Source organism: Flintibacter hominis, from assembly GCF_014287965.1.
Lineage (GTDB): Bacteria > Bacillota > Clostridia > Oscillospirales > Oscillospiraceae > Lawsonibacter > Lawsonibacter aceti.
This window is the reverse complement of sequence record NZ_JACOPO010000002.1, coordinates 274,198-300,460: the sequence shown is the minus strand read 5'-3', so window position 1 is coordinate 300,460 and position 26,263 is coordinate 274,198. Positions and strand designations below refer to the sequence as shown.

Sequence of the window (26,263 nt, the reverse complement as noted above, 5' to 3'; positions counted from 1 at the left end):
AGGAGTATATGTCCATGATCCCCTACATACTGGAAGCTGAGTTTTTTCTCCGTATCGTGTTGGCCAGCGTCTGCGGTATTTTAATTGGCTTTGAGCGGTCCAAAAGGCTGAAGGAGGCCGGGGTGCGCACACACTGTATGGTCGCCTGCGGAGCGGCGTTGATGATGATTGTTTCCAAATATGGTTTTGCGGATCTTGTGCAGGAGGCCGGGGTGTATCTCTACGGGACGAAGGGGGCGGATGCGTCGCGGATAGCCTCTCAGGTAGTCAGCGGTGTGGGATTTTTGGGGGCCGGAGTTATTTTCCGCACCGGGGTTTCCATCAAGGGCCTGACCACCGCTGCGGGTTTGTGGACCACGTCTGCCGTGGGGCTGGCACTAGGGGCGGGTATGTATATCATCGGCATCACAGGTACGCTGCTTATTGTGTTGGAACAATTTTTGATGCACCGATTCCACTTTGGAAACGACGCCTACACCATGCAGGAGATCAAGGTGCGATTCCGGGACTCCCTGGAATTTCGGGACTATCTCTTCCGCCTTCTACAAGAACGGGGAGGCAGTATCTGCAACTGCGCCGTGAACAAGACGGGAGATGGAGATGTGGCCTATACCTTGACCGTCCGGGTCAAGGAACCCATCAGCGCCCAGGAGCTGCAGGGGCTGATGGACCGGCATGAACAGATTAGCTCCTTTTCTGTCTGAAGGAAGCCCCCCTGGTCTTTGACCAGGGGGGCTTGAAACTGTTGAAAAAGCGGCAAAGACACTTTTTCGAGAAAAGCCATACACAGGGTGGTCCTCCACTCCCAGCGGAAAAGTCGGCCCACCTTGCGGGAGAAGTGTCATTTCCGACGCGTATGTCGCCGGAAATGACGGGATCAAATTTTATTCCATCGCCTGCGGGCGACGGAACTCCTTGCGGGAGGGCTTTTAGGGGCGAAAACAAATTTGCTTCAGGGGATGAAATCGGGGCTGACCTGTTGTATAATAGAGGGGACAATGGACGGCGGAGGAGGGGATATGGAGTGGAGGAAAACGGAGCGATGACGGTAATCGCCCACATCGAGAGCCAGTTCCACACAAAATTTGGTATCCCTCGGCAGAGCGGTCTGGTGGAGGAGTTGGAGGCGGACGTCGTGTTCGAACCCCAGTTTCGGGACCTCAATGCGCTGCGGGGGCTGGAAGGATTTTCCCATATCTGGCTTATCTGGGACTTTTCCGAGGTCAGGGACAAAGGCTGGACGCCCACTGTCCGGCCGCCCAGACTGGGGGGAAACCGCCGATTGGGAGTTTTTGCCACCCGGTCCCCCTTCCGTCCAAACCCTATCGGCCTAAGCTGTGTCCGGCTGGCGGGAATAGATCCGCACACGGAACGGGGGCCCGTCCTCCGTGTCAGGGGGGCTGACCTGATGGATGGGACCCCAATCTATGATATCAAGCCCTACCTGCCCTATTCCGACTGTAAGCCGGAGGCGGTGGGGGGCTTTGCCAGCCAACCCAAGGAGGCGTCCCTGGCGGTGGATATCCCGGAGCGGTGGAAGGCTCTGATTCCAGAAGGACTGCTGCCCGCGCTGACTGGGGTGCTGGCCCAGGACCCCAGGCCCTCTTATCAACAGGCTCCGGACCGGATCTACACCATGGAGTTTGGAGGTCTGGAGGTAAAGTTTCAGGTAGAGGGGGATATCCTGAATGTGTGCCAAATATCCCAGAGGAAATCTTAATAAAGTTTTGATTCAAAATGGTGTATAATATCGTTATATACTACATGAGCGACTAGGGATATTAGTCTTAAAAGCATCGAAAAAACAGAAGTACAGGAGGAGCAACCTATGAAAATGATCTTTGCGGTGATCCGGGACAAGGACAGCTATGCCGCCATCGGCGCTCTGAGTGAAAAAAATATCGGTGTGACAAAATTAGCTAGCAGCGGAGGCTTTTTGCGGGAGGGCAATACCACACTGATGATCGGGGTCGAGGACAGCAGGGTGGAGGAAGTCATGGGGATCCTGCGGGAGAACTGTGCGAAGCGGACCCAGATCGATGTGGCCGCACCCTATCCCATAGGCGGGGCGCCCATTTGGAACTATAATTATAGCACCATCCAGGTGGAGGCTGGGGGAGCCACAGTCTTCGTGCTGGACGTATCAGATTTTAAAAAACTGTAAGCGCACCCGCGGACAGCGGCCCCGGTCTCGCCAGACCGGGGCCGCTTTTTGAAAAAGAAGACCTTCCACCAACAGGAAGAAAAGTTATTTATAAAATAGTCTTGACATTCCCCCTTCTGGACCATGTATGGTCTGACCAGAAAGGAGTGGAAGCGATATGGAAATGAATGGAGCGGTAGCCTCCTCGGCCATACTGGTCATGGGGCTGGTGGGGCTGTTCTCGGTCGCCCTCCCGCTGGGACTGGCCCTGCTATTTCGGCGGAGGACCGGGGGACGCACGAGATTCTTCCTCTTGGGCTGTGTGGTGTTCCCGCTGTTCGCCATGGGGCTGGAGGCCCAGGGGCACCGGCTGCTGTACTACGGGGTCTGGAGCCAGGCGCTGAACAGCAGCATCTGGCTATACGCTCTGTACGGGGGGCTGATGGCCGGTATCTTTGAGGAGTGCGGCCGCTGGGTGGCCTTCCGGCTGGGCCGGCGGTGGACTCAGGGTCCCGGAGACGCCCTGATGTATGGGGCGGGCCACGGAGGGGCGGAGTCATTCCTCCTCTTGGGAATGACCATGGTCAACAATGTCATTCTGTCCCTGACAATCAACCAGGGCGGACTGCCAGCGGTGGAGGAGCTGATAGGCCCCATTTCAGAAGCTGGTATGGCGGCTATCACCTCTCTTGCTGTTACCCCCGCCGCACTCTACCTCTGGGGAGCCTTCGAGCGGATCACGGCGATGGTGGTACAGATCGCCCTGTCGGTACTGGTGTACGCCGCCGTTACCAGGAAGAGCGGCTGGTATTGGTTCCCTGCCGCCATTCTGCTCCACGCCGCGGTGGACGTCACCGCTGTGGCAGCCGGGGCCTTCCTGCCTATTCCGGCTACCGAGGCGCTGCTGGCAGCATGGGCGGCAGCCCTGGCCCTGCTGGCCCGACGGGTCTATTTACAGGAAAAATGGAAAAAGTCTTGACCTTCCCCCAGGTGGAAGGTGTAGAGTAGGACCAGAAAGGGGCGTAGCCCATGAAGATCAACGAGGTGGAGGCCCTGGTGGGCATCACCAAAAAGAACATCCGGTTTTATGAGGAGCAGGGCCTGCTCTCTCCCAGGCGCAACAGTGAGAACGGCTATCGGGACTACGGCCAGGAGGAAGTGGATACTCTGCGGCAGATCAAGCTGCTGCGCAAGTTGGGTGTCCCGTTGGAGGAGATCCGGCGGATGCAGGCGGGCAGGATCACGGTAGCGGACGGGATGAGGCGGCACCTGGTCACCTTGGAGCGGGAGCAGCGCAGTCTGGAGCAGTCTATGGAACTGTGCCGCTGCCTGAAGAACCGGGAGGAGCGGCTGGCCGAGCTGGATGCCGGATCCTTGCTGGCGGAGATGGAGCAGATGGAGCAGGCGGGCTCCACCTTCCAGGATAAGCAGTACGGAGATGTGAAGCCCATCCGCTATGCCGCGGCCGTAATCGCGGCCCTGGTAATGACCGCCTTTATGGCTGGTGTCATCGCGCTGATGATTTGGGGGTTTACAGTGGAGGCTGCGGAAGCTCCGCCCCTTCCGCTGATCGTGGTGCTGGTGGCCCTCCCGGCAGTGGTCATTCTGGGGGTTCTGCTGGCACTGATCCAGCGGATTCGGGAGATTCAGCGGGGGGAGGAAGACGATGCGAAAAACTACTAAGGGAAAAGGCTTCCTGGGTGCTGTACTGGTCACGATCACTGTGGCGGTCCTGATGTTCCTGCTCACTGGCGCCCTATTGACCGGCTACTTCGGCGGGGATACCGAGCCCTTTGCCACCGGCGTCGTTCTGTTTTTTGCCCTGCTGTATCTGGCGGTGGCTCTAGGCGCGATCATCTCTTTGTACCGCCGCTGGAAAGAGATCCAAGGGGGTGAGGAGGATGAAGCCAAAAGGTACTGACATCCGCAAGAGGGAACAGAAGCGGGCTGCCGTTAAAAGCGTGCTGTTCAGCGGCCTGTTCCGAATCCTTGGAGCGGCCCTGCTGCTTTTCACACGGGAGCACACCCCCTGGCCTGAACTCCACGGCCTGCTGCTTCTGCTGGCCATTCTAGATCTGCTTACCATCCCCTTCAGTTTCGTCGTACTGATCCAGCGGATTCGGGAGATCGAGAGGGGGGAGCTGGATGAAGCGCGGAAATATTGAGTGGCTGCGGAGAGAAAAGAGATCGGCTGTCTTGGGAATGGCCCTTTTTGGTCTGCTCCAGATGGCCTGTGTCATTGGATTTGCGGCCCTGAGCGCTATCCCGAACATTCCACGGTGGCTGTTTATCCTGTTTACTGTACTGGCGGCGGTCTGTGCCGCTGTGCTGCTGCCCGCGCTGTGGACACTGCGGAAGCGGTTTCAGGAGCTGGATACAGCAAAGGAGTTTGTGAGTTTGTATAAGGAGGAAAGACATATGCTATTGGTAAACATTGATTATATTCCGGGCAGGGAGCTTGAGGTGCTGGGGATTGCTAAAGGTACTGTCGTCCAGTCCAAGAACTTTGGCAAGGATTTTATGGCCGGGATGAAAACTTTGGTGGGCGGTGAGATCACCAGCTACACCGAGATGCTCAACGAGGCCCGTCAGATCGCTGTCAAGCGTATGGTGGACGAGGCGGAGTCCATGGGGGCGGACGCGGTCATCAACGTGCGTTACGGCTCATCCTCAGTCATGCAGGGGGCGGCCGAGGTCATCGCCTACGGTACCGCGGTGAAGTACCGCTGAAGACGGATCGCCGCCTTTCGCGGTGGTTCTTCCGAGAATATCAACAAAAAAGAGCGGGACGCTGGGGGGCGTCCCGCTCTTTTTGACTGTATTATTTGGCGTACTCGATGGCCTTGGTCTCCCGCAGCAGGTTGACCTTGATCTGGCCGGGATATTCCAGCTCGTCCTCGATCTTCTTGGCAATCTCCCGGGCCAGCAGGACCATCTGGTCCTCACTGATGACCTCGGGCTTGACCATGATACGGACCTCACGGCCGGCCTGAATGGCAAAGGATTTCTCCACCCCATTGAAGGAGGAGGTGATCTCCTCCAGCATCTCCAGCCGCTTGATATAGTTTTCCAAATTCTCCCGCCGGGCCCCGGGGCGGGCGGCGGAAATGGCATCAGCCGCCTGGACCAGACAGGCGACGACGGTCCGGGGCTCCACGTCGTTATGATGGGCCTGGATGGCGTGGATGACGCCCTCGCTCTCCCGGTATTTTTTGGCCAGCTCCACGCCAATCTGAACGTGGGAGCCCTCCACCTCATGGTCAATGGACTTGCCCAGATCGTGGAGCAGACCGGCCCGCTTGGCCTCGGCCACGTTGGCGCCGATCTCAGCGGCCAGCAGTCCAGCCACATGGGATACTTCGATGGAGTGATTGAGCACGTTCTGACCGTAGCTGGTGCGGTAACGCATCCGGCCCAGCAGCTTGACCAACTCCGGATGCAGGCCGTGGACGTTGGTCTCAAAGATGGCCCGCTCGCCCTCGGACTTGATGACGGCGTCTACCTCGCGCTTGGCCTTCTCCACCATCTCCTCGATGCGGGCGGGATGAATGCGGCCGTCCAGAATCAGCTTCTCCAGGGCAAGCCGGGCGACCTCGCGGCGGACGGGGTCAAAGCAGGAGACTGTAATGGCCTCCGGCGTGTCGTCGATGATTAAGTCCACCCCGGTCAGGGTCTCCAGGGTGCGGATGTTCCGGCCCTCGCGGCCGATGATACGGCCCTTCATCTCGTCGTTGGGCAGGGGAACGACAGAAACTGTGGCCTCGGCCACGTGGTCCGCGGCACAGCGCTGGATGGCCAGGGAGATGATCTCCCGCGCCTTGGTGTCCGCCTCGTCCTTGAACCGGGCCTCGATCTCCTTGATCTTCATGGCCGACTCGTGGGTGACTTCCTCCTCCAACTGCTGGAGCAGGTAGTGTTTGGCCTCCTCCGCGGTGTAGCCGGAGATGCGCTCCAGCACCTCCAACTGGCTCTTTTTGATCTGTTCCGCCTCGGCCTGGGTGGCCTCCAGCCTGGACAGCTTGGAGGAGAGCTGCTCCTCCTTCTTCTCGATGTTCTCGGTTTTGCGGTCTAGGTTCTCTTCCTTCTGCTGGAGCCGGTGCTCCTGGCGCTGCAGGTCGGCCCGACGCTCCTTGACTTCACGCTCATGCTCGTTCTTGGCCTTCAGGATCTCCTCCTTGGCCTCCACCATGGCCTCGCGCTTTTTGCTCTCGGCGCTTTTATAGGCCTCATTAACGATGCGGGTAGCCTCCTCCTCGGCGGAGCCGATCTGCTGCTCGGCGGACTTCTTCCGACGTTGAATGCCTACAGGGATACCTACCGCCAGACCGATCACGATACCGATGATCGCTCCGATGATATAGGGTAGCATTTGGTCTTTTACACCTCCATGAAATTTCATAAGGCTGGAGCGGACCGCCCCAGCGCCCGTGTCCAGGCCGCCAGCCCTCACGGGACTTGTACATAAAATCAGCCGCAAAGAGCGCCCGACTTGGAATGGCTGGCCTCTCTGCGACAACTGAAAAACATCCCCAAAGTTTTTCATTTTTGTCCGTTTCTATTGTAAAGGCATCTGTCTTTCCTGTCAAGATTTATTCATATTTATGGGCGCGGCTTTTCTGCCGATTTTTTACAGTTCTCTCTGGTGAAAAGGGACGGTTAGAGCCATGTAGGTACTGAAACAGGCCGCCGCTATGGGAAATCTCTTTCTTTTTTTTAAAAAGTATGCTATACTATTTCCTGTATGTGTCTGAGGGGAGATCCCTGACAAAAATGGATTTTCAAGATAAGGATAAAGGAGAGACGTTCCCATGAACGCCAATTATGACGTTGTCATCCTGGGCTGCGGCGAGGCTGGCATCTTTGCCGCCTACGAACTGACCCATCTAGCCCCCGGCCTAAAGGTACTGGCCATAGATCAGGGCAGCGATATCTACCACCGGAGCTGTCCCATCGTGGCCGGTAAGGTGAAGGAGTGCATCCACTGCCCGGTGTGCCACACCATGTGCGGCTTCGGCGGGGCCGGAGCCTTTTCCGACGGGAAGTTCAACTTTACCACCCAGTTTGGGGGCTGGCTCACTGACTTCATGGAGCCTGGCAAGGTGATGGAGCTGATCGACTATGTGGACTCCATCAACGTCCGTCACGGGGCCACTGACCAGGTATTCTCCACCGAGTCCCCAGAGGCCAAGGCTCTGGCCCGCCGGGCCCTGGCCTTTGATCTCCACCTGCTTCAGGCCCGGTGTAAGCACCTGGGCACAGAAAACAATCTGCGCATCCTCACCAATATCTACGAGGGACTGCGGGACAAGCTGGAGTTCTCCTTTAATACCGAAGTGGCCTCCATCACCCGGGCAGAGGAGGGTTACCGCCTGACTCTGGCCAAGGGGGGCGAGGTGGCCTGCAAATATCTCATCGCCGCCCCCGGCCGATCCGGTGCCGAGTGGTTTTCCAACCAGTGTAAGGACCTGGGGCTGGAGCTGCTCAACAACCAGGTAGACATTGGCGTGCGGGTGGAGCTGCCCGCCACTGTTTTTGAGCATATCACTGACGTGGTGTACGAGTCCAAGCTAGTCTACCGCACCAAGCAGTACGGCGACCAGGTGCGCACCTTCTGCATGAACCCCTACGGCCATGTGGTGGCGGAGAACGTGGAGGGCATTAACACGGTGAACGGCCACTCCTATGCTGACCCGGCCCTCCGGAGTGAAAACACCAACTTTGCCCTGCTGGTCAGCAACCGCTTTACCAAGCCATTCAATGAACCATACCGCTACGGCAAGCACGTGGCCTCCCTGTCCAATATGCTGGCCGGTGGCGTGCTGGTCCAGCGGTTCGGGGATCTGGTGGGTGGACGGCGCACCAATGAGCATCGGATGAGCAAGTCCTTTGTCCGGCCCACCCTTACCGCCGCCGTCCCCGGAGATCTGTCCCTGACATTGCCCAAGCGGCAGTTGGACAACATCATTGAGATGATCTATCAGCTGGATAAGATCGCCCCCGGTACTGCCAACTATGACACCCTGCTCTACGGGGCAGAGGTGAAGTTCTACTCCGCCCGCCTGCAGCTCACCGAGGAGTTGGAAACCGCCCTGCCCAACTTCTTTGCTGCGGGTGATGGCGCCGGTGTTACCAGAGGACTAGCTCAGGCCGGTGCCTCTGGTGTGCAGGCGGCCAGAGCTATCGTGAAACGGATGTAAGGCCGGCCCCCTGCACAGGAAGGCCGCCCGTCCTTCCGGCTACCGTGGCCGGCTCAGGGCGCGGCGGTCTTCCTGCATTTTTGGGTAAGGTGGGCGCCGAGACCCGAGGGATGCCGGTTATTTTTTGGCAGATGTATATGCAGTTTCGCGAAACCGTTATTTTGATTTTCACAGAAGAAAGTATGCCCTGTTTTCAAGGGTTGTCCACATTATCCACAGGGTTTTCCACAACGTGTTATGTTAACTGCTGGGGAGCAGACGATTCATTTTGGTTTCCATAATTATTGTCAAGGGTAAAAATTCGACAAAAAACTTGCCGCCTGTTTTTGCAGGAAGCGGACCGCTTCCTGTCGGCTCGCATACCGAAGGAGGCTTTTATGTGCTACACTGACACTATAGCCGCCATCTCCACTCCTGCTGGCTCCGGAGCCATCGGGGTACTCCGCCTGTCTGGCCCGCAGGCGGTAGAGATTGCGGAAAAGTGCTTCAAACCGCTGGGGCCCAAGGGATTAACGGATCATGCCCCCCGCTGCCTGGTCTATGGAGACCTGCTGGACCTGGAGGGCCGTCCCATCGACCGGGTGCTGTGTACCTACAGCCTGAGCCCAGCCAGCTACACCGGGGAGGATACCGCTGAGTTCCACTGCCATGGGGCGCCTATGGTGCTCTCTCTAGGGCTGGAGGCCCTGTTTGCACAGGGAGCCCGTCAGGCGGGGCCTGGAGAGTTTACCCGGCGAGCCTTTTTGAACGGCAAGCTGGATCTGGCCCAGGCGGAAGCGGTGGGCGACCTGTTGGAAGCCAGAAGCCGGGAGGGGGCCCGCCATGCGGCCGGACAGCTGGCCGGAGCTCTATCCAAAAGGATCGGGGAGATCTATTCCGCCTTAGTGGACGTGATGGCCCATTTCCATGCGGTACTGGATTACCCGGACGAGGACATAGACCCCTTCCGGCTGGAGGAGCTGAATGGGATTTTGCGGGGTCAGGAGGATGCGCTCCGGACGCTGGCAGGCAGTTACCAGAGGGGGCGCTATCTTCGGGATGGGATCCCCTGTGCCATCGTGGGACGGCCCAACGCAGGCAAATCTTCCCTGTTGAACGCGCTGGCGGGATATGAGCGGGCCATTGTCACCGATATTCCGGGAACGACCAGGGATACGGTGGAGGAGCGGGTGGAGCTGGGCAACGTCACCCTCCGCCTCATTGATACCGCCGGTCTTCGGGACACCGACGACCCCATTGAGCGGATGGGAGTAGAGCGTTCCCGGCAGGCCATAGAGCAGGCGGAGCTCATCCTCCTGATAGTGGACGGGACTGTCCGCCTCACCCCGGAGGACCTGGATCTGATGCGGACCGTTTCAGATACCGGAAAACCTTGGGTACTGGTAGTGTCCAAGAAGGACCTGGCCCGCAATGCCAGCAGCCTGGGGTTGATCGGCGCAAAAGCGCCCCACGCGGTGGCTGTCAGCTCTGCCACTGGTGAGGGCCTTGATGATCTGGCCGCCGCCGTGGAATACCTGTTTCCCCGCGGCAGCGATGCCTCTTATGGCCAGATGCTCACCAACCAGCGGCAGGCCGAGGCGGCTGGTCGGGCCCGGGAGGCGGTAGGCCGGGCCCGAGAGGCCCTGGAGGCGGGGATTACCCCGGACGCCTTGCTTACCGATGTGGAGGAGGCCCTGTCCGCCCTTGGGGAGCTGACCGGCCAATCGGTCCGGGAGGATATCACTGACCGCATCTTTTCCCGGTTTTGCGTGGGAAAATAAGGTATGCCGAAGAGAACGGCGGCCTGTGGATAAGATGATAAAAATAGCTCCGGGACCTGAACAGGTCCCGGAGCTATTTAAATTATTCGGTCCAATAGAGAAGCTCACAGCACACCGATTTCGGTGTAGTACTTCTCAGAGCCGGAATGGAGGGGCAGATCGGCGATATCCTTCACCGCCTCCTCGGGAGTCAGACCCTTCAGATTGGCCTGGGAGTCGCCCAACTTATCAATATTTTCCCAGAAAGTCTTGGTGAGCTGATAGACGGTCTCCTCATCTAGATCGCCCCGGCAGAACATGACCATCTTGATGGCGGAGGTCTGGATGTCTTCGTCCTGGTTGGGATAAGTGCCGGCGGGGATGGTCAAAGGGGCGTACCAGGGGTACTGCTCCTGCAGGGAGGAGATGATGGTGTCGTCGATGTTCAGCAGCTTGCAGCCGGAGGAGAGGGCCTGGGACACAGCGGCGGCCGGGGCGCCGGACATAATCCAGGCGCCGTCGATAGTGCCGTTGGCCAGCATATCGGCGGCGGCGGTAAAGTCGATATATTCGGCCTGGATGTCGTCGGGGTAGGTCAGGCCGGCGGCGGTGAAGTGGTTGCGGCACTCACCCTCCACAGAGGAGCCGGCGGCGGCCACAGCGAAGTGTTTGCCGGCCACATCGGCCAGAGAGGTAATGCCGGACTTCTCGGTGACCACCACCTGATTGGGGTTAAAGTACAGGCCGGCGATGACCTTCAAATCGTCATAGGCGTAACCCTCGAAACTGTCGGTGCCGTTGAGGCACTGGTAGCAGTTGCTGGAGATGGCAATGGACACCTGGGCCTCGTCCTCGGATACCAGAGTCAGGTTCTCGATGCCGCCGGCAGAGGCCTGGCTGGAGGCGCTGACATAATCGATCTCAGTATCCCACAGATTGGTGATGGCGGCGCCGACGGCGTATAGGGCGCCGGAGGCGGAGGCAGTGGGGAAATTGATGGTGACCGGGTCATGGGTCCCGGTGGTCTGACTGGAGGCGCCGCCGCTGTTGGCGGAGCTGGTGGAGCTGCCGCTGTCCTTGGAGCCGCAGCCGGCCAGCAGAGAAAGGGTCATAGCGGCGGCCAGGGCAAGAGAGAGGATCTTTTTCATTTCGAATACTCCTTTGCGATGTGATTTCATATGTCCAACACCCTGTGGCAGGAGGATGAGGAACAACAGATGGGGTCCGGGACAAGGTTCAGGCAGTCTGTGCCGGGGCGTGGCGGCGGGTGAAGAACTGGAAGAGAATGACTGCCGCTAGGATGGCAAAGCCGATGAAGTCGGTGACCGCTCCGGGATAGAGCATCAGGGGGGCCACAGCGATGAGGACGATACGTTCAGGCCAGCTGGACTTGCGGACGAACCAACCCTCCAGTCCGCCCACCAGGGCCACAGTGCCGATGGAGGCGGTGAACATGGCCCACAGGCTGCCAGCGATGGTGGCGGTGGGGTCGGCTCCAATGAGGAGGATGGGGTTATCCAGGAAGAAGAAGGGGATCAGGAAGCCAACCAGGCCCAGGCGGACAGACAGCAGACCAGTCTTGGTCTGGTTGGAGCCGGCGATGCCGGCGGCCACATAGCTGCTCATGGCCACCGGGGGGGTGATATTGGACAGACAGGCGTAGATAAGGCAGAACATATGGGCGGAGATAGGCAGTACGTTCACGTCGATCAGAACGGGGACGGCCACCGCCTGAACGATGACGTAGGCGGCCACTCCGGGGACGCCCATGCCCAGGATAGTGGACATGATCATGACCAGCAGACCAGTGAGATAGATGCTGCTGTTCTCCACGACGGAGAGGATGAGGTAGCCCATATTCAACCCCAGGCTGGTGAGGGTGACGGTGCCAATGATGACGCCGATGATAACACAGCAGACACCCACGGAAACAGCGCCCTTGGCCCCCTCCACCGTGGCGGCCACGATCTTGGACCAGGTCATTCGGGTGTCCTTCCGCAGCCAGCTGGCGGCGATAGTGGCAAAGATGGCGATGACGGCGGCATATAGAGGGGTGTAACCCATGGCCATCAGGGCGATGAGGACCACCAGGGGAATCACCAGATGCCCCTGCTCCCGGAGTACCTTCATGGCGTCGGGGATGTTCTCCTTGGACAGGCCGGACAGTCCTAGCCGCCTGGCCTCGAAGTGGACGGCAAACAGCAGCCCCAAATAGTATAAAAAGGCGGGGACGATGGCGGCCAGCATGACGGCAGTGTAGCTCAGGTTCAAAAATTCCGCCATGACGAAGCCTACCGCGCCCATAATGGGGGGACAGAACTGACCGCCGGTGGAGGCCACCGCCTCCACGGCGCCGGCAAATTCCTTCTTATATCCCGTCTGCTTCATCAGGGGGATGGTAATGGTGCCGGTAGTGGCCACGTTGGCAATGGCGGAGCCGTTGATCATGCCCATCAGGGCGGAGGCGAGGACCGCCACCTTGGCCGGACCGCCGGCGGTCTGACCCACCAGGGTCAGGGAGAAGTCATTGATAAAGCGGGAGAAGCCGCTGTACTTCAAGAAGGCGCCGAACACAACGAACAGGAAGATGTAAGTGGCGGAAACGCCGATGCCGGTGCCCAATAGTCCCTGGGTCCCCCAGAACTGGGTGGACAGCACCCGCTTCAAAGTAAAGCCGTTGTGGCCCAGCTTACCGGGCAGATACTGGCCAAACCAGTTGTAGGCCAGGAAGATCAGGGCCAGGATGGCCAGATTGCCAGAGGCCCGGCGGGCAGCCTCAAAGGCCAGCACCAGGGCCACACCGGCGATGATCAGCTCAAACTGGTTGATCCGGCCGCCGTTCTGGGCGATGCGCTCATAATTCAAGATGAGATAGCCAAAGGTGAGAACGGTGAGCACGACTAGCGCTAGGTCCCACACCGGAGGCAGCTTCCGCACCCGCCTCTCCCGCTTATAGGTGGGGTAGAGCAGAAAGGTGAAAGCCAGCAGAAAAATACAGTGGAATGCCCGCAGGTTGATGGCGCTCATGACACCAAAGGTGCTGTAATACAGCTGGAACACCGTCCACACACACAGAAGGATGGTGATTGCTGTACCTGCCGGGCCGGAGTAGGAGCGGGTGCGGGATTCTGCCTCCTTTTCCTCCAGCAGCTTCTGGGCCTTGGCTTCCAGCTGTTCCTGATCGTGCTGGGCCATTGGTCGGTTTTCTTCCATTGGAGTTCCTCCCCAAATACTTTATCGCTTAAAAGTGCTGAAGCAACAACGCTACTTGTTGTATCATAGATAGAGCCCTGTGTCAAGTCCTGAAGGAAAGTTTTTGCCCTTACCGGGCCGGGTCCGACAGAAGAGCGGGGGCGGGGTCGGCAGTCCGCTCATTGTCCGGGACAGAGGGGTAGAGCTTGCGCAGCCGGGAGATGCAGAAGATACTGGCTGGGAGTAGGAACAGGTCTGCGGCCAGCCAAGCTGCGGGGGAGGCCAGGCAGGCGGCGGTATAGCCAAAGATGGGGACCAGCAGGGTGGCTACGCCGGTCCGGGCAAACATCTCCAGCACCCCGGCCAGAATGGCGAAGGTGGAGAAGCCCATCCCCTGGATGGAGAAGCGGACAATATTCACAAGGGCCAGGGGAAAGTAGAAAGATACTTGAATCACAGTATACCGGGCGGTCAGTTCCACCAGCAGGGCCAACTGTTCCTCGCTGGGGTCCAGGAAGAGCATGGCGCACTGAGGGGCGAAGGCCAGCATGGCGCACAGCACCAGGAGGGACCAGCCCAGCCCCAGCGCCGTGCAGGAGCGGATGCCCCGGCCCAGCCGGTCCAGCTTGCAGGCTCCCACGTTCTGTCCGCAGTATGTGGCCATAGTGGCTCCCATAGCGTCGAAGGGACAGGCCAGCAGCTGAAAAAGCTTGGCTCCGGCCGCTACGGCGGCCACATAGAGACTGCCCAGGGCGTTGACGGAGGACTGGAGGATAATGGAGCCGATGGCGGTGATGGAGTATTGCAGGCCCATGGGAATTCCCATGGCGCACAGCACCCGGCAGGAGTGGATGTCCAGCCGCCGTTCCTCCCGACTCATGCGGAGGATGGGATATTTTTTGGCCATGTAGCATAGGCAAGCTACACCAGAGATCCCCTGGGATACCACCGTAGCGATGGCTGCCCCCGCCACCCCAGCGTCGAACCACAGGATAAGGGCGAAGTCCAGGAAAATATTGAGAAAGGAGGACAGCGCCAGAAAGACCACCGGCGTCTTGCTGTCTCCCAGGGAGCGGAGGATGCCGGCCAGCAGATTGTAGAGAATGGTGGCGGGGATGCCCATAAAGATGATAAAGATATAGGTGTAGGCGTTGTCAAAGATGTCCGCCGGAGTCCGCATGACGGTCAGGATCGTGCGGCAGAGCAGACCAGTGGCCGTGGTGAGCAACAGGGAGAAAAGGGCGGCGAGATAGGCGGAGTTGGCCACATAGCGCCTCATCTTGGAGGGCTCGTTGGCCCCCATCCGCTGGGCCACCGGGATGGCAAAGCCGCCGCACAGCCCCATACAGAAGCCGATGACAAAAAAGTTGATGGAGCCGGTAGAGCCCACCGCCGCCAGGGCGGAAGCCCCCAACAGCTTGCCCACGATCATGGTATCCACCATATTATAAAGCTGCTGGAACAGCATCCCCAGCAGAGTGGGAAGGGCGAATCGGACGATTAGTCCCATGGGACTGCCTTGGGTCAGGTCCTTAGTCATGCACATACCTCCAAACAGGAGCCAAAATAATCATCCGTATTATAGTCACCTGTTCCCGGCCTGCATAGAGCTTTTTTATACAATCTTTATGGCTAGAGAGCCAACTGTTTTGCATTAAAACGCAAAGAATGCCTCGGCCGGCGGCCCATGAGGGAAATGGAGGCCCCTCTCGACTGGGGAAAGGCAGAAAGGCCCGCCCATGGATATCCATGGGCGGGCCACAAACTATCAAAAAAACCTCACAGAGTTTCGTGCCCACAGGTGCGAAAGAATAAAAGCGTACCTCACCCCGTAAGTGTGGAATATGCCCATTTACAGCGGATACATCGTCAGTGGATCGCCTCTTTCTTGTACAGCCTCAGGCCTGTTTTGCCATCCGGCGGCAGGCCAGAGCGGTAGCCAGGAAGTAGCCCCCGTACACAGCTAGCAGGACCAGGGCGGTGACGGCGCTGCTGGCGGCGCTGTCCACCTTCCCGGCGGTGGAGATGAGCTCGTTGGCTGCTCTCATTCCAACGGCGGAATGGATCAGGGCCAGCCCGAGGGGGAGCAGGAAGGCCAGGGCCACCTGCTGGGTAGCTGATCGGGCCACCAGCCGTTCCTCGGCCCCCAGCCGGCGGAGGATGGCATACCGGCCGGTATTGTCCGCCCCCTGACTCAGCTGCTGGAGGGCCAGCACAGCCGCCGCTGCCAGCAGGAAGGTAAAGCCCAGGTACAGTCCCAGGAACAGGGCCAGGATCTTGTTGCCCATGGCCTCTTGATAGATGGTCAGCCGACTGTTGATGGACAAGTACCAGTTTTCCTCCTGGAACTGGCGCAAGGCGGCCATGACCTCCGCCTCCGTTTCCTCCGGGTTTCCGGCGTAATCCGCTGACCAGACCTGACGGCGTATTTTGAGTTCGGATGCCATCTCATCCGGAATAATGAGATAGCTTAACCCCAGATTCCCGGTGGTCAGCGTCACGTCGCTGCCCTCCTGGAGATGGGGCAGGGGGCCGCTGCACCCCGGTTCTCCCTGGCGGGCCAGCAGGGCGTTATAGTCGGACAGCCGGACGGCGGCGCTGGCCTCCTCAATGCCGGTGACGGAGGCGTCATTATAATAAAAAATGGTGTCCTGCTGCCAGGAAAGGGCGGAGGAGTTTACCCCATGTTCTTCCAGCAGGGCGTCAAAGTCCATAGGACCCAAGGCGTCGGCGTTCCGGTTCTGGACAGTGATATCGAAGGGGGACTGATAGCCGGTCATGGATTCGATGGTGCTGTTCAGTCCGACCGAGCTGGCGGTGATGCCGATGGCCAGCAGGAGGAGAATACACACCACGGTCTGGGCCAGATAAGTGGAATGGACCTTGCTGATCCACTGGCGCAGGGTAAACAGATTGAGATTTTTGTAGTAGAGCCGGGGCCGCCCCTGGACAAATTTCAACACAAAGCCGGACAGGGAGCGGAAAATGAGCAGGGTGCCCAGGGTACCAAGAGTCAGCATGGGGACGCAGATGGGCAGAACGGCTACGGCGATGGCCATGCCGAAGGTAAGCAGGATGGCATAGGCGGCGGCCAAAAATACAACGCCCAGCAGAAATTGGAACACGGCCACTCCCAGGGGGCGGGGCTTTAGCACTTCGTTTTTTCTCTCCCCCTGCATCAGGTCGATGAGCTTGGCCCGAGATACCTGCACACCGCTGAAGAGCATCACCAGCAGGAAGATGAGCCCAAAGTATAGGACGGTTTTGACCGCGGCCCCTGGGGAGAAGGTGATGGCCAGCAGGTCGGACACATCCATCTCGAACATGGACAGGGTGAGGGCAGACATCCCGTAGGAGGCGGCCGCTCCAAGACCCAGCCCGGCGGCTAGGGAGAGGAGCCCGACAACTCCGGTCTCCAGAAAGAGCAGTCTTGAAACCTGCCCTTGGGACAGGCCCAGCAGGAGATAGGTGCCCAGCTCCCGCTTCCGCCGCCGGAGGAGGAAGCGGTTGGCATATAGGATCAGGCAGGCCAGCACCACCGCCACAAAGACGGAAAAGATGTCGATCAGCATGAGGATGGGTTCCACCATGGGGTTTTGATTTTGGGCCAGATAGACCATGGCCCCCTGCCCGTCGATGGAATTAAAGGTATAGAACAGGCACACGCCGAAGGTGAGGGTCAGCAGATAGACCCCATAATCCCGGAAGGACCGGCGCACATTCCGAAGGGCCAGCTTAGAGAACATCGGCCATCTCTCCTCCCATTTCAGACACCACACGGATGATTTTCTGGAAGAAGGCGCGCCGGTCCTCCCCTCCGCGGCGGAGCTCCAGGAAAATCTGCCCGTCCCGGAGAAAGACCACCCGGCGGCAGCAGCTGGCGGTGAAGGCGTCGTGGGTAACCATCAGGATGGTGGCTCCCATCTCCCGGTTCAAGTGTTCCAGCCGGTCCAGCAGGAGCTTGGCCGACTTGGAGTCCAGGGCCCCTGTGGGCTCGTCGGCCAGCACCAGGGCCGGCCGGGTGACCATGGCCCTGGCGGCGGCGCACCGCTGCTGCTGGCCGCCGGACATCTGATAGGGGTACTTGTTCAGACAGTCAGAGATACCCAGCAGTCCGGCCATCTCCTTCACCCGGCCGTCGATCTCCTGGGCGGGGGCCTTGACGATGGACAGCGCCAGGGCGATGTTCTCCCCGGCGGTCAGGGTGTCCAGCAGATTGCAGTCCTGAAAGATGAAGCCGAGCCGCTCCCGGCGGAACCGGGCCAGCTCCTTACCCCGCAGGGCGGTGAGCTCCCGGCCGTCGATAACGATGGAGCCGGCGGTGGGCCGGTCGATGGTGGACACGCAGTTGAGCAGGGTAGTCTTGCCCGAGCCGGAGGGGCCCATGACCCCCACGAACTCCCCCGCTTCCAGAGACAGGGACACCCCGTCCAGCGCGCGGGTGGCGGCCGCCCCTTTGCCATAGACCCGCCGAAGGTCTGTTACTGTTAAAATCTCTGCCATGATGTTCCTCCTTGTCATACTGTAAGTGTGGACAAAGCTGGCCCGCGGAGTAAACCCTATCGTCCGGGAGCCAGATAGGAAAAGGGAATGGGGGAAGCGGAGCTTGCCCCAGGCCCTCCACCCTGATAGGACACATCCTGGAGATAGGCTGCCAGCAGAGCCAGCACCAATACAGCCGCGCACAGTCCCGTCTTGATATGGTTCGTCATCGTATATCCGCTCCCTTCGGGGGATTACCCCTAAAACTGTATCAAATCATATCATACAGTTTTGACGATTGCTCTAAAGGAATTATGAGGATTTCATTAAAATTGTTTTAAAAAGAAAAATAAGAAAACGCCCCGGAAAACCGGGGCGCCAGGATAAGGAGGAAAAGAATGAGAGCAAAGAAAATTGGTTGCGCCGGTGTCATACCGACAGATGGAATGCCTCCATCCAGCGGTTGAGCTGAACCAGATAGGCCATGACATGGGCCTTCGGGATGGAGGAGCCCACGGGAGCGACGCCATCCTCCATAAGGAGGCGGCGCAGGGCCCGCTCCTCCGCCAGAGGGCGGATCGGGGCGTTGGTGTCGTCCAGGAGACGGGCCAGCCTGGCCCGAACCAGTTGCCCATACAGGGATTCTGCGGCAAGGATGCGGGGGAGAACGGCCTGGTCCCGGACTGCCTGGGGGAGAAGGTCCTCTGTCCCGTCCCGCAGCAGCTGAAGGGGTCTGCCGTTGGCCGTCTTCATAGACCAGGGGATGTTCCAGGCGTACTCCACTAAAAGGTGGTCGCACAGAGGGGAGCGGAGGTCTAGGCCGGAGGCCCGGCCCAAACGCTCGTTGCGGGCCAGCAGGGCGGGAAGGAGCCAGTTGAAGGCCAGCCAGCTCTCCCGGCGGCGCTGTGTCTCTCGAGGACTCTCACCATCCAGTGTGGGACAGCGATCTAGGAGCCGGGACAGGTGGTCCCTGCCGTGTTCCTCCACTCCAGAGGAGTGCCACAGACCGGGATCAAAGATCTGCCTGCCTAGGGGCAGGGCGGTGGACCGGGGGAGGGGGAGAAAAGTCCCGCCTTCCCCCTCCGGCCAGAGGGAGCCGCCCAGAATACAGCCGCCCCCAGTCCCTGTGAGGACCGTGTGACAGGTCCCGGAGACTTGGAGGCAGAGAAAGAACAGTCCGGCGTCCGACAGGGCCATGGCGGGAAACTCCAGGATCTCCCCTTCCTCCTCCATACAATTGACCAAGGAGGGCAGGGGACACTCCAGAGCGCGGTGCCGGGTATGAAAGGCATCGGCCACCTGTCGGACGGAGGATTCCCCGTTCCGCTGAAGGGACCAGGTGTCCAATGGCGGCCGCCCATCCTCAGTATACGCCAGGGCGGCGGCCGCGGTTACAAATGAGGAGGAAAGACTGCCCGACAAAAAAGAGCCCAGTGCAGGCGGGCCGGCCAGCTCCCGGCGGACAGCCTCGTCGGCCAGCTGGCGGACCCTGGCGGCGGTGGTGGGGTAGTCGTCGGGGTGCGGACGGCTTTCCAGCGCCCAATAGGGGTGGACACTGACCCCGTCCGGGGAAAAGATTAGCAGGGAGGCGGGGGGCAGCAGATGGATACCCTCAAACATTTCAATGCCGGGCGGTGGGACTGGAGCCAGGCTCAGAAGCTGCCGTAGGCCGTCCTGACTCAGCCGAGGGGCCAGACCGGGGAAACAGAACAGGGCCCGCTGCTGGGAAGCAAAGAGAAAGGTGCCGTCCACCCAGGTCCAGAACAGAGACCGTCCTCCCAGCCGGTCCCGGCAGCAGAGGAGCCGCCTGGAGCCCCCGTCCCAGAAGGCGTAGGCAAAGGAGCCCCGCAGCCGTCTGGGCGTCTCTACTCCCCAGAGGATACAGGCGGCAAGCAGAGTTTCCGTATCATCGTGGGAGTCAAGGGGAAAACCGGCTTCCGCCAGCTCCCGGCGAAGCTCCGGGCCGTTGGTCAGGGCCCCATCCCATACAAGGGCGTACTCCGCCCCCTCCCAACCCCGGACCATGGGCTGACGGGCCTGGGGCGCCAGACCCGCCGGCCGGCGGTGGACCAGCACACAGTGCCGGCTCTGCCATAGGCCGCGCTCCACAGGCTGAGGGCAGGTCAGCCCCTCTCCCATCTGATGGGCCTCTTCCCGGCGGGCCAAAGTGCCGCCGTCACGAAAAAAGTCGCAGGATCCACAGATACCAGACATAAGTACATACGCTCCTTTATGGGATCAATTTGGAGTGTCCGCCCGGAGCCGGTCCGGCGGCGGAGGCTGGCTGCCCCGCAGAGAGTGGGAGGGGGCCTGCCATCTCCATTCTATTCCGCCGCCGGGAGAGGGCTCACAGCAGCAACAGCCACACCGTCCAGCCCAGAGAGGCCAGAAGGGCCCCCGCCGCTCCCCAGACGGGACCGGGCAGCCGCTCCAGCCGCCGGTTCCAGGCCCGACCCTGCTTGAGATAGCCATCCGCCGCCTGACGGGCCTCCTTCAAGACCCGGTCGGCGCTGACGCCCTCCCGGGCCAGAGCCTCCTCCTTGACAATAAAAATGGCCTCCTCAAAGAGCCGGGGGTCCGGGGACTTGACCAGGATGACCTGGCGGGTGATGCCCTTGACCATATCTGCCACATCCTTTCCGGGGATCCACATTCCCAATCATGGAACTAGTGTGTCCACTTTTTGGCCGGTATATTCTTCCTTGTCCCACCCGTAGACTAGGCGTGGAGGAAAAGGGGGGACGTTGTGAAGGAAAAGCAGTGGCAGCGGCTGGCAGGGCTGGCTCTGATTTATGTGGTAAATGTGGTCCTGATCTGGCTTGCCCAGAAGCTGTGAAAGAAAGAGGGGGAGCGGTCAGCTCAGGAGCAGCTCCAGCTCCTCAATGGTCAGGCCGGGCTGGAGGGCCAGATTGATGGCGTAGCCGATGATTTTGGACAGGTCGCCCACCTGACTGTCGATGTCCTTGGGGGTGACCAGCAGGTCCCGGCCTTCCCCAAGATCGGGCAGTTCTTCCACGCCCATCAGATCGGCAGCGAGGGTGGCGGCGTCCACCACCGTGGGAACCCCGATGGCGATAACGGGCACGCCTAGGGACTTCCGGTCCAGCCCCATCCGGTGGTTGCCCACCCCGGAGCCAGGGGTGATGCCGGTATCCGTCAGCTGCACGGTCCGGCACAGCCGGTGGAGGGAGCGGGAGGCCAGAGCATCCACGGCGATGACACAGTGGGGACATATCTTTTCACACAGGGACTGGATCAGCTCGCCGCTTTCCACCCCCGTGGTCCCCATGACCTCTGCCGCCAGGGAGGCCACAGGCCGGAAGGCGCCAAACGTCTCCGGCATCTGGCGGACCAGGTGCCGGGTTACCAGAGTGTAGTTGTGGACCTTGGGGCCGATGGCGTCCGGGGTGATGGCCCGGTTGCCCAGCCCGGCCACCAGCACCAGCCCCTGGGGAGGAATATCCTTCAGCAGCAGGGAGAGCTCGGCGGCCAGAGCCTGTATCGAGCGGGCGAAGATGTCCCCCTCCCGGCTGGCCAACCCCTCCAGAGTGAGAGTCACATAGCGGCCCTTGGGCTTGCCAAGGGCCTTTTCCCCCTCCTGGTCCAGAATGTCCACTGTGGTGACAGGCAGGCCCTCCCGTTCTCCATCCCTAGCCTCCACCCCAGGCAGCTTGGTGGTCTCTCCGGCGCTCTCTTGCCACAGCTCTCTGGCTTCCAGGGCCAGGTCGGTCCGGCGCATAGTCATGACCATCCCTCCTTCACGCTATATCTTGTGCGGATGATTTCTTTGCGCCCCTAGTCTTTGCGGCACATTCCGTTCTATCCAAAAAATCTGGAAAAAATGAAAAAAACAGTTGATTTTTTCAAAAACCGATGGTACAATACATATCTGCACAGGCGTACTGTGCTCAAATCAACGATAAGATCGGAGGAGGTGTTTGGTTTGCCGAATATCAAGTCTGCCAAGAAGCGTGTGCTGGTCAATCAGGCCAAGGCCGCGCAGAACAAGGCCGCGAAGTCCGCGCTGAAGACCGAACTGAAGAAGTTTGACGCCGCTGTGGCGGAAGGCAACCGCAGCGAGGCCGATGTCGCCTATAAGGTGGCCGTCAAGGCTGTGGACAAGGCCGCTGCCAAGGGGCTGCTGCATAAGAACAACGCTGCCAACAAGAAGAGCAGCATGACCATCAAGCTGAACAAGCTGGCCTAAGGGCCGATGTGGGGAAAGCCGTCTGTACTGACAGACGGCTTTTTTCGTATCTGAATCAAAACACGGGGACGAAAGTTCGTCCCCGTGCCGAGAGCAGTATTTTATTCACCGCGCGAGAGGAAAAATGACTGTGGCGGTGAACAGGTCCGCCTCTGTGGTGATTTCCAGCACACCGCCGCAGGCCTGGGTGAAGGAGTCCGCAATGGACAGCCCCAGACCGGAGCCGCCGTCGGTCCGGCTCTCATCCCCCCGGACAAAGCGGGCGGTGTAGTCCACTCCCGGCTTTAGCTCGGCGGCGGAGGTGTTCTGCACGATGGCCCGGGCCTGTTCCCCCTCCACGGTCAGGGTCAGATAGACCCGGGAGCCGGGCAGGGAGTATGCTAGGGCATTGGACAGCAGATTTTGGAAGACCCGGTACAGCCTGTCGCTGTCCGCCGTGATGGGGATACCCTCATCCGGGATGGAGGGCCGCAGGGCCAGACCGCTGTTCTGAATCGCCTGGTCCATGTCCGCCAAGGTCTGTCGAAGCAGCCGGCCCAGGTCCAGCCGCTCCAGTTTTACCGGAAGCTGACCGGTAGCGGCCTTGCTTACCTCGAATACATCCTGAACCATAGCCCGCAGCCGATGGGCCTTTTCCTCCAAAATAGCCACATATTCGCTGGCCGGGGGATTCAGGGGCTCCTGGGCCAGCAGCTCGGTGTAGCTCAGGATGGAGGTCAGGGGGGTCTTTAGATCGTGGGATACGTTGGTGACCAGCTCTACCTTCATCCGCTCGCTGCGGGTGCGCTCCTCCACCGCTTGGTGGAGGCCCTGCTGGATGTGATTCAGGTCGTCGGCCAACTGATAAAGGCCGTGATCCGGGGGCAGATCCAAAGGCCGGTCCATTTCTCCCGCCCGGAGCCGGGCGGTGTGGTTGGCCAGGGCCCCCAGGTCAGTCCAGATATTCTTCTGTCGCCCCAGGGCCCATACCAACAAGAGCAGTGCCGACATACAAGGTCCTAGCACTAGGAAATACCACCACAGGGGATCGGGCCAGCCCTCATTTGACACAATAACTAAAAAGAGATAGCCCGCCACCAGTCCCAGCGCTCCGAAGGTCAGCCCCGTCAGCCCAGCCAATCGGCTCATTTGCTTCTGGATAGGACGACTTAGCTCCCGAGCGGCCAGCATTCCCAGCACGCCGTGCCGCCAGGGCTTTTTGTTATACCGCCAGTCGTTGATGATGAGCAGGTATAGTCCCCAGAGCACCGCCAGCAGGCCGGGAGCGTGGTCTGCCAGCTGGGGCAGATACTCCCGCAGCAGCCAGCCGTGGTTCTCCGACAGAGTGGTCACCGCCGTACCGATGCCAATGGCCTGCTCAAAGGAGTAGTCGTATTCGTAAACGGGTTCGACAGAGGCCCACTCTCCCGTTTCGGGGTCATAGGTAGCGGCGGAGGTGGAGCCAGAAGCAGTGCTTTGGGGCGTGTCGCTGTACACCAGATCCTGCCATACATCCCCCAGATACTGCGTCCGGGGCATACAGAAAAACACCAGCAGGAAAGCCAGGACGAGCTTCGCCTCAAACCATATCCTTCCCGTCCCACGGGCCAGAAGTCGGTCGGCCCGCTGTTTGTCCTTCCGCAGAAGGATATACACCAGGAACAGCGCCCCTCCCACACCCATGCAGGCGGCGTGGGCGAGGATCGTTTCTCGATAGATCTGTAAATTTTGCTTTAAATAATACAGCTCGTTATACTCTTTTGCCCCGGAATTGCCATAGTCCCCCCTAATAAAGATATGCGGCTCGTCGATGACCGCCATGGTTACCCTGACTTTGCTCCCTGCCTCATCTATGGTAAAGTTTTTGTAGCCGGGGACATACCACTGATAGGGCTCGTCAATGTTCTGATAGCGGTAGTAGCCATCACCATAGATGTCCAGCTCGACACCGTCCCGCCAGGCCCGGACCTTCGCTCCGTCGAACTGGAGCAGGAATCCATAGCCATCGGGGAGCTGTGCCGCCGTTGTAGAGGAGGTCAAAGTGTCACTATTGCTGTAAAGTTCTTTTCCTTCTCGCTCAACGCGGTAGAGGATGTTCAAGTCTTCCTTCATGACGTTGTGAAGAGAGCGGACCTTTGTATCCCGTAACCCCCAGTCGCCCCCGTCATAGCCATTGATATCCCCAAAGACATCGCCTCCGGCGCCCATAGTGATCAGCTGCACCAACCGGGCGCTGATAAAGCCCTGAAACTCTGTGGTATCCCGCCAGTCGGCTTGGAAGCTGTCGGAGATCCACCGGCGGCTGCCAGAGGAGGTCAGCGCCGTGCCAAAGTACAGGGCCCCCTCCAGAAGCATGGAGATTCCCAGCAGGAAGGCCAAAAACCCGGCAGCCGCTCTACTTTTTTTCCATTTTGTATCCAATGCCCCACACCACCTTCAAATAGTCTGGTTCCCGAGGATTCAGCTCAATTTTCTCCCGAATGCGGCGGATATGGACCATTACCGTGTTGTCGGAGGCGAACGCGTCTTCCCCCCAAACCCGGCGGTAGATCTCCTCCGCTGGAAAGACCCGGCCCAGGTTCCGCATCAGCAGGTCCACGATGCCTGTTTCGGTGGCGGTGAGGCGTACCTCATCCCCATCCGCCGTCAGGGCACGGCGGTCCGGGTCATAAACCAGCCGGCCATTGACGATGGCCCCAGCGGGGGCGGCATTCACATCCCCCAGCCGGGTATACCGCCGAAGCTGACTGCGGACACGGGCCACCAACTCCTGGATGCCGAAGGGCTTGGTCATATAGTCGTCCGCCCCCATGGACAGGCCAAGCACCTTGTCGCTCTCCTCACTCTTGGCGGACAGGAGAATGACGGGCAGGTTCCGGCGCTCCCGGATGCGGAGGACGGCGGACAGGCCGTCCAGCCTGGGCATCATCACATCCATCAGAATGAGCCGCAGGTCCGGGTCCAGGGCCTTGTCCAGCGCCTCCATGCCGTCGTAGGCCCGAAGCACCCGGTAGCCCTCCTTCTCCAGGGCGGCGGTGATGGCCCCCACGATCTCCCGGTCGTCGTCCACCACCAGGATAGCCGCTTGTTCAGCCATGAAAACAGCTCCTTCCTCGGTCACTGGATACAGGATAACAGAGATTCCTTACAGATTTCAGCGGATATCTCTTACAAATCTCTTACAGTTTACGACGGATACCCCAATTCATCAAGGGGATTTTCCCAGACAGGCCGGGGGATCAGAGGGAAGAAAGACCTCGCCCCCCGAAAACATACTTTTTTTGACAGGCGGGACCAGTACAATGGTCTAAGAAGGAGGGACCTCCTATGGTGAAAAAGCTGATAACATTTCCGCCCGTGGCCCTTGCTCTGGAGATGGCCCACACCTACATCCGGGTGGGTGTGGCCCGGTCGGCGGCGGCCCTGTCCTATTTTTTGATTTTGACTCTGTTTCCCATGCTGTTGTGTGTCAACTACTTCATTGGGCTATTCCATCTAGACTTGGAGCAGCTCCTGACCGCCCTGGACCAGTTGCTCCCCGCCCAGGCTCTGGCCATTATGGAGGACTATCTGGCTTACGCGGCGGACATCCAGTCCCCAGCCCTGTTGGCCGCCGGACTGTTTACCATCCTGGTTTCAGCTTCCGCCGGCATCCGGACGCTATTCCTGACCATGGACGAGCTGTACCAGGTCAGGCGGAACAACGGCCCGGCCCGGTTTCTTCTCAGCCTGGGGCTGTCTCTGCTCTTCCTGCTGACCATCTACCTGTCCGTGGTGGTAATCTTCACCGGGGACTGGTTCTTTGGCCTGCTTCAGACCCATCTGCCCCCCAGAGTGGTGGAGCTGATCCCGCTGCAGGCGCTGTCCGGGCTGTGGCGATGGACCCGCTATCTGTTGCTCTTCTTCTTTTTCCTGCTGCTGGTGCTGGTGATCTATCGGGTAGGGACGCCTAGAGACCGGGCCGGGCGTCGGATCGTGCGGGGAGCCGCCCTGCTGGCCTCCCTGGCCATGGTGGCCTGCTCCGTCCTCTTCTCTTGGTTTATCGGCCTGTCTTCTCGGTATACCTTGGTGTACGGCTCCTTGGCCTCGCTGATCATCCTGCTGGTATGGCTGTATTTCTGCGGAAATATCCTGCTTTTGGGGGCAATCTTCGGCCAGGTTGCGGCCCGGAGGGGAGAGAGGAGGCGGCAGGGACCGCCCGCGTGAGATGCGGGCCGCCCCATCCCGCAGCCTCCCAGCGTGTGGCCATTTTCTCGGCCGGACACACTTTCCAAACCGGCAGGGATGTGTTACACTTTTTACAATAGTATCCCGTGCCACACGG

Annotated in this window: 24 protein-coding genes; 12 read left to right on the top strand and 12 right to left on the bottom strand. The window is 59.8% G+C overall.

What is annotated here, in order from left to right:
* Window positions 1-14 precede the first annotated feature (14 nt).
* The 8 genes from H8S11_RS04715 to H8S11_RS04680 all read left to right on the top strand — a co-directional run bounded on the left by H8S11_RS04715 (window position 15) and on the right by H8S11_RS04680 (window position 4,873).
* Window positions 15-704 carry an MgtC/SapB family protein gene (locus tag H8S11_RS04715; protein ID WP_240288722.1) on the top strand — a complete coding sequence of 230 codons (690 nt, stop codon included), beginning with the start codon at window positions 15-17 and terminating at the stop codon, window positions 702-704.
* Between the two features lie 338 nt (window positions 705-1,042).
* Window positions 1,043-1,720, top strand: coding sequence for a tRNA (N6-threonylcarbamoyladenosine(37)-N6)-methyltransferase TrmO (tsaA, locus tag H8S11_RS04710; protein WP_186852442.1), 678 nt, complete (start codon window positions 1,043-1,045; stop codon window positions 1,718-1,720).
* 108 nt (window positions 1,721-1,828) lie between these two features.
* Window positions 1,829-2,164, top strand: a complete 336-nt coding sequence (locus H8S11_RS04705) for a cyclic-di-AMP receptor (protein WP_147572836.1) — start codon at window positions 1,829-1,831, stop codon at window positions 2,162-2,164.
* A 157-nt stretch (window positions 2,165-2,321) separates the two neighbouring features.
* Window positions 2,322-3,122: a YhfC family intramembrane metalloprotease gene (locus H8S11_RS04700; protein WP_186852361.1), complete on the top strand. Its 801-nt coding sequence runs from the start codon at window positions 2,322-2,324 to the stop codon at window positions 3,120-3,122.
* Window positions 3,123-3,172: 50 nt separating this feature from the next.
* Window positions 3,173-3,826: a MerR family transcriptional regulator gene (locus H8S11_RS04695; protein WP_147572832.1), complete on the top strand. Its 654-nt coding sequence runs from the start codon at window positions 3,173-3,175 to the stop codon at window positions 3,824-3,826.
* The gene (locus H8S11_RS04690) at window positions 3,810-4,064 is read left to right on the top strand and encodes a hypothetical protein (RefSeq protein WP_147572830.1); all 255 of its coding nucleotides are present in this window, start codon (window positions 3,810-3,812) and stop codon (window positions 4,062-4,064) included. The genes H8S11_RS04695 and H8S11_RS04690 overlap by 17 nt, the downstream gene beginning before the upstream one ends.
* The gene (locus H8S11_RS04685) at window positions 4,045-4,308 is read left to right on the top strand and encodes a hypothetical protein (RefSeq protein WP_147572828.1); all 264 of its coding nucleotides are present in this window, start codon (window positions 4,045-4,047) and stop codon (window positions 4,306-4,308) included. Before H8S11_RS04690 ends, H8S11_RS04685 begins: the two co-directional genes overlap by 20 nt.
* A 253-nt stretch (window positions 4,309-4,561) precedes the next feature.
* Window positions 4,562-4,873, top strand: a complete 312-nt coding sequence (locus H8S11_RS04680) for a YbjQ family protein (RefSeq protein ID WP_147573039.1) — start codon at window positions 4,562-4,564, stop codon at window positions 4,871-4,873.
* 91 nt (window positions 4,874-4,964) lie between these two features.
* Here the strand turns inward: H8S11_RS04680 and rny are convergent, their stop codons facing one another.
* On the bottom strand, window positions 4,965-6,512 hold the full coding sequence (gene rny, locus H8S11_RS04675; RefSeq protein WP_147572825.1) for a ribonuclease Y: 1,548 nt from the start codon (window positions 6,510-6,512) through the stop codon (window positions 4,965-4,967).
* A gap of 439 nt (window positions 6,513-6,951) precedes the next feature.
* On the opposite strand from rny, the gene H8S11_RS04670 reads away from it, so the two are divergent.
* Window positions 6,952-8,340 carry an NAD(P)/FAD-dependent oxidoreductase gene (locus tag H8S11_RS04670; RefSeq protein WP_186852360.1) on the top strand — a complete coding sequence of 463 codons (1,389 nt, stop codon included), beginning with the start codon at window positions 6,952-6,954 and terminating at the stop codon, window positions 8,338-8,340.
* Between the two features lie 377 nt (window positions 8,341-8,717).
* Complete coding sequence (gene mnmE, locus H8S11_RS04665; protein WP_186852359.1) at window positions 8,718-10,100, top strand: tRNA uridine-5-carboxymethylaminomethyl(34) synthesis GTPase MnmE; 1,383 nt, start codon at window positions 8,718-8,720, stop codon at window positions 10,098-10,100.
* Window positions 10,101-10,204: 104 nt separating this feature from the next.
* On the opposite strand, the gene H8S11_RS04660 is transcribed toward mnmE, so the two are convergent.
* The 9 genes from H8S11_RS04660 to gpr all read right to left on the bottom strand — a co-directional run bounded on the left by H8S11_RS04660 (window position 10,205) and on the right by gpr (window position 21,498).
* Window positions 10,205-11,227, bottom strand: coding sequence for a TAXI family TRAP transporter solute-binding subunit (locus tag H8S11_RS04660; protein ID WP_207721906.1), 1,023 nt, complete (start codon window positions 11,225-11,227; stop codon window positions 10,205-10,207).
* 88 nt (window positions 11,228-11,315) lie between these two features.
* On the bottom strand, window positions 11,316-13,292 hold the full coding sequence (locus H8S11_RS04655; protein ID WP_207721905.1) for a TRAP transporter permease: 1,977 nt from the start codon (window positions 13,290-13,292) through the stop codon (window positions 11,316-11,318).
* A gap of 109 nt (window positions 13,293-13,401) precedes the next feature.
* Window positions 13,402-14,811: an MATE family efflux transporter gene (locus H8S11_RS04650; RefSeq protein WP_186852357.1), complete on the bottom strand. Its 1,410-nt coding sequence runs from the start codon at window positions 14,809-14,811 to the stop codon at window positions 13,402-13,404.
* A gap of 358 nt (window positions 14,812-15,169) precedes the next feature.
* Window positions 15,170-17,017 carry an FtsX-like permease family protein gene (locus H8S11_RS04645; RefSeq protein ID WP_186852356.1) on the bottom strand — a complete coding sequence of 616 codons (1,848 nt, stop codon included), beginning with the start codon at window positions 17,015-17,017 and terminating at the stop codon, window positions 15,170-15,172.
* A complete protein-coding gene (locus tag H8S11_RS04640) occupies window positions 17,007-17,774 on the bottom strand; it encodes an ABC transporter ATP-binding protein (protein WP_147572800.1) in 768 nt (255 codons plus the stop codon). The genes H8S11_RS04645 and H8S11_RS04640 overlap by 11 nt, the downstream gene beginning before the upstream one ends.
* 56 nt (window positions 17,775-17,830) lie before the next feature.
* Complete coding sequence (locus H8S11_RS04635) at window positions 17,831-17,983, bottom strand: hypothetical protein (RefSeq protein WP_186852355.1); 153 nt, start codon at window positions 17,981-17,983, stop codon at window positions 17,831-17,833.
* A 199-nt stretch (window positions 17,984-18,182) separates the two neighbouring features.
* Complete coding sequence (locus tag H8S11_RS04630; RefSeq protein ID WP_186852354.1) at window positions 18,183-19,967, bottom strand: asparagine synthetase B family protein; 1,785 nt, start codon at window positions 19,965-19,967, stop codon at window positions 18,183-18,185.
* A 133-nt stretch (window positions 19,968-20,100) separates the two neighbouring features.
* A complete protein-coding gene (locus H8S11_RS04625) occupies window positions 20,101-20,406 on the bottom strand; it encodes a translation initiation factor 2 (RefSeq protein ID WP_240288696.1) in 306 nt (101 codons plus the stop codon).
* A gap of 201 nt (window positions 20,407-20,607) precedes the next feature.
* Window positions 20,608-21,498 carry a GPR endopeptidase gene (gene gpr, locus H8S11_RS04620; protein ID WP_186852353.1) on the bottom strand — a complete coding sequence of 297 codons (891 nt, stop codon included), beginning with the start codon at window positions 21,496-21,498 and terminating at the stop codon, window positions 20,608-20,610.
* 198 nt (window positions 21,499-21,696) lie between these two features.
* On the opposite strand from gpr, the gene rpsT reads away from it, so the two are divergent.
* On the top strand, window positions 21,697-21,960 hold the full coding sequence (gene rpsT, locus H8S11_RS04615; RefSeq protein WP_147572797.1) for a 30S ribosomal protein S20: 264 nt from the start codon (window positions 21,697-21,699) through the stop codon (window positions 21,958-21,960).
* A gap of 105 nt (window positions 21,961-22,065) precedes the next feature.
* Here the strand turns inward: rpsT and H8S11_RS04610 are convergent, their stop codons facing one another.
* Together H8S11_RS04610 and H8S11_RS04605 are read right to left on the bottom strand one after the other, a co-directional pair.
* Complete coding sequence (locus H8S11_RS04610) at window positions 22,066-24,360, bottom strand: sensor histidine kinase (protein ID WP_186852352.1); 2,295 nt, start codon at window positions 24,358-24,360, stop codon at window positions 22,066-22,068.
* Complete coding sequence (locus H8S11_RS04605; protein WP_186852351.1) at window positions 24,335-25,036, bottom strand: response regulator transcription factor; 702 nt, start codon at window positions 25,034-25,036, stop codon at window positions 24,335-24,337. Before H8S11_RS04605 ends, H8S11_RS04610 begins: the two co-directional genes overlap by 26 nt.
* Before the next feature lie 230 nt (window positions 25,037-25,266).
* On the opposite strand from H8S11_RS04605, the gene H8S11_RS04600 reads away from it, so the two are divergent.
* Window positions 25,267-26,145: a YihY/virulence factor BrkB family protein gene (locus H8S11_RS04600; RefSeq protein ID WP_207721904.1), complete on the top strand. Its 879-nt coding sequence runs from the start codon at window positions 25,267-25,269 to the stop codon at window positions 26,143-26,145.
* Window positions 26,146-26,263 lie beyond the last annotated feature (118 nt).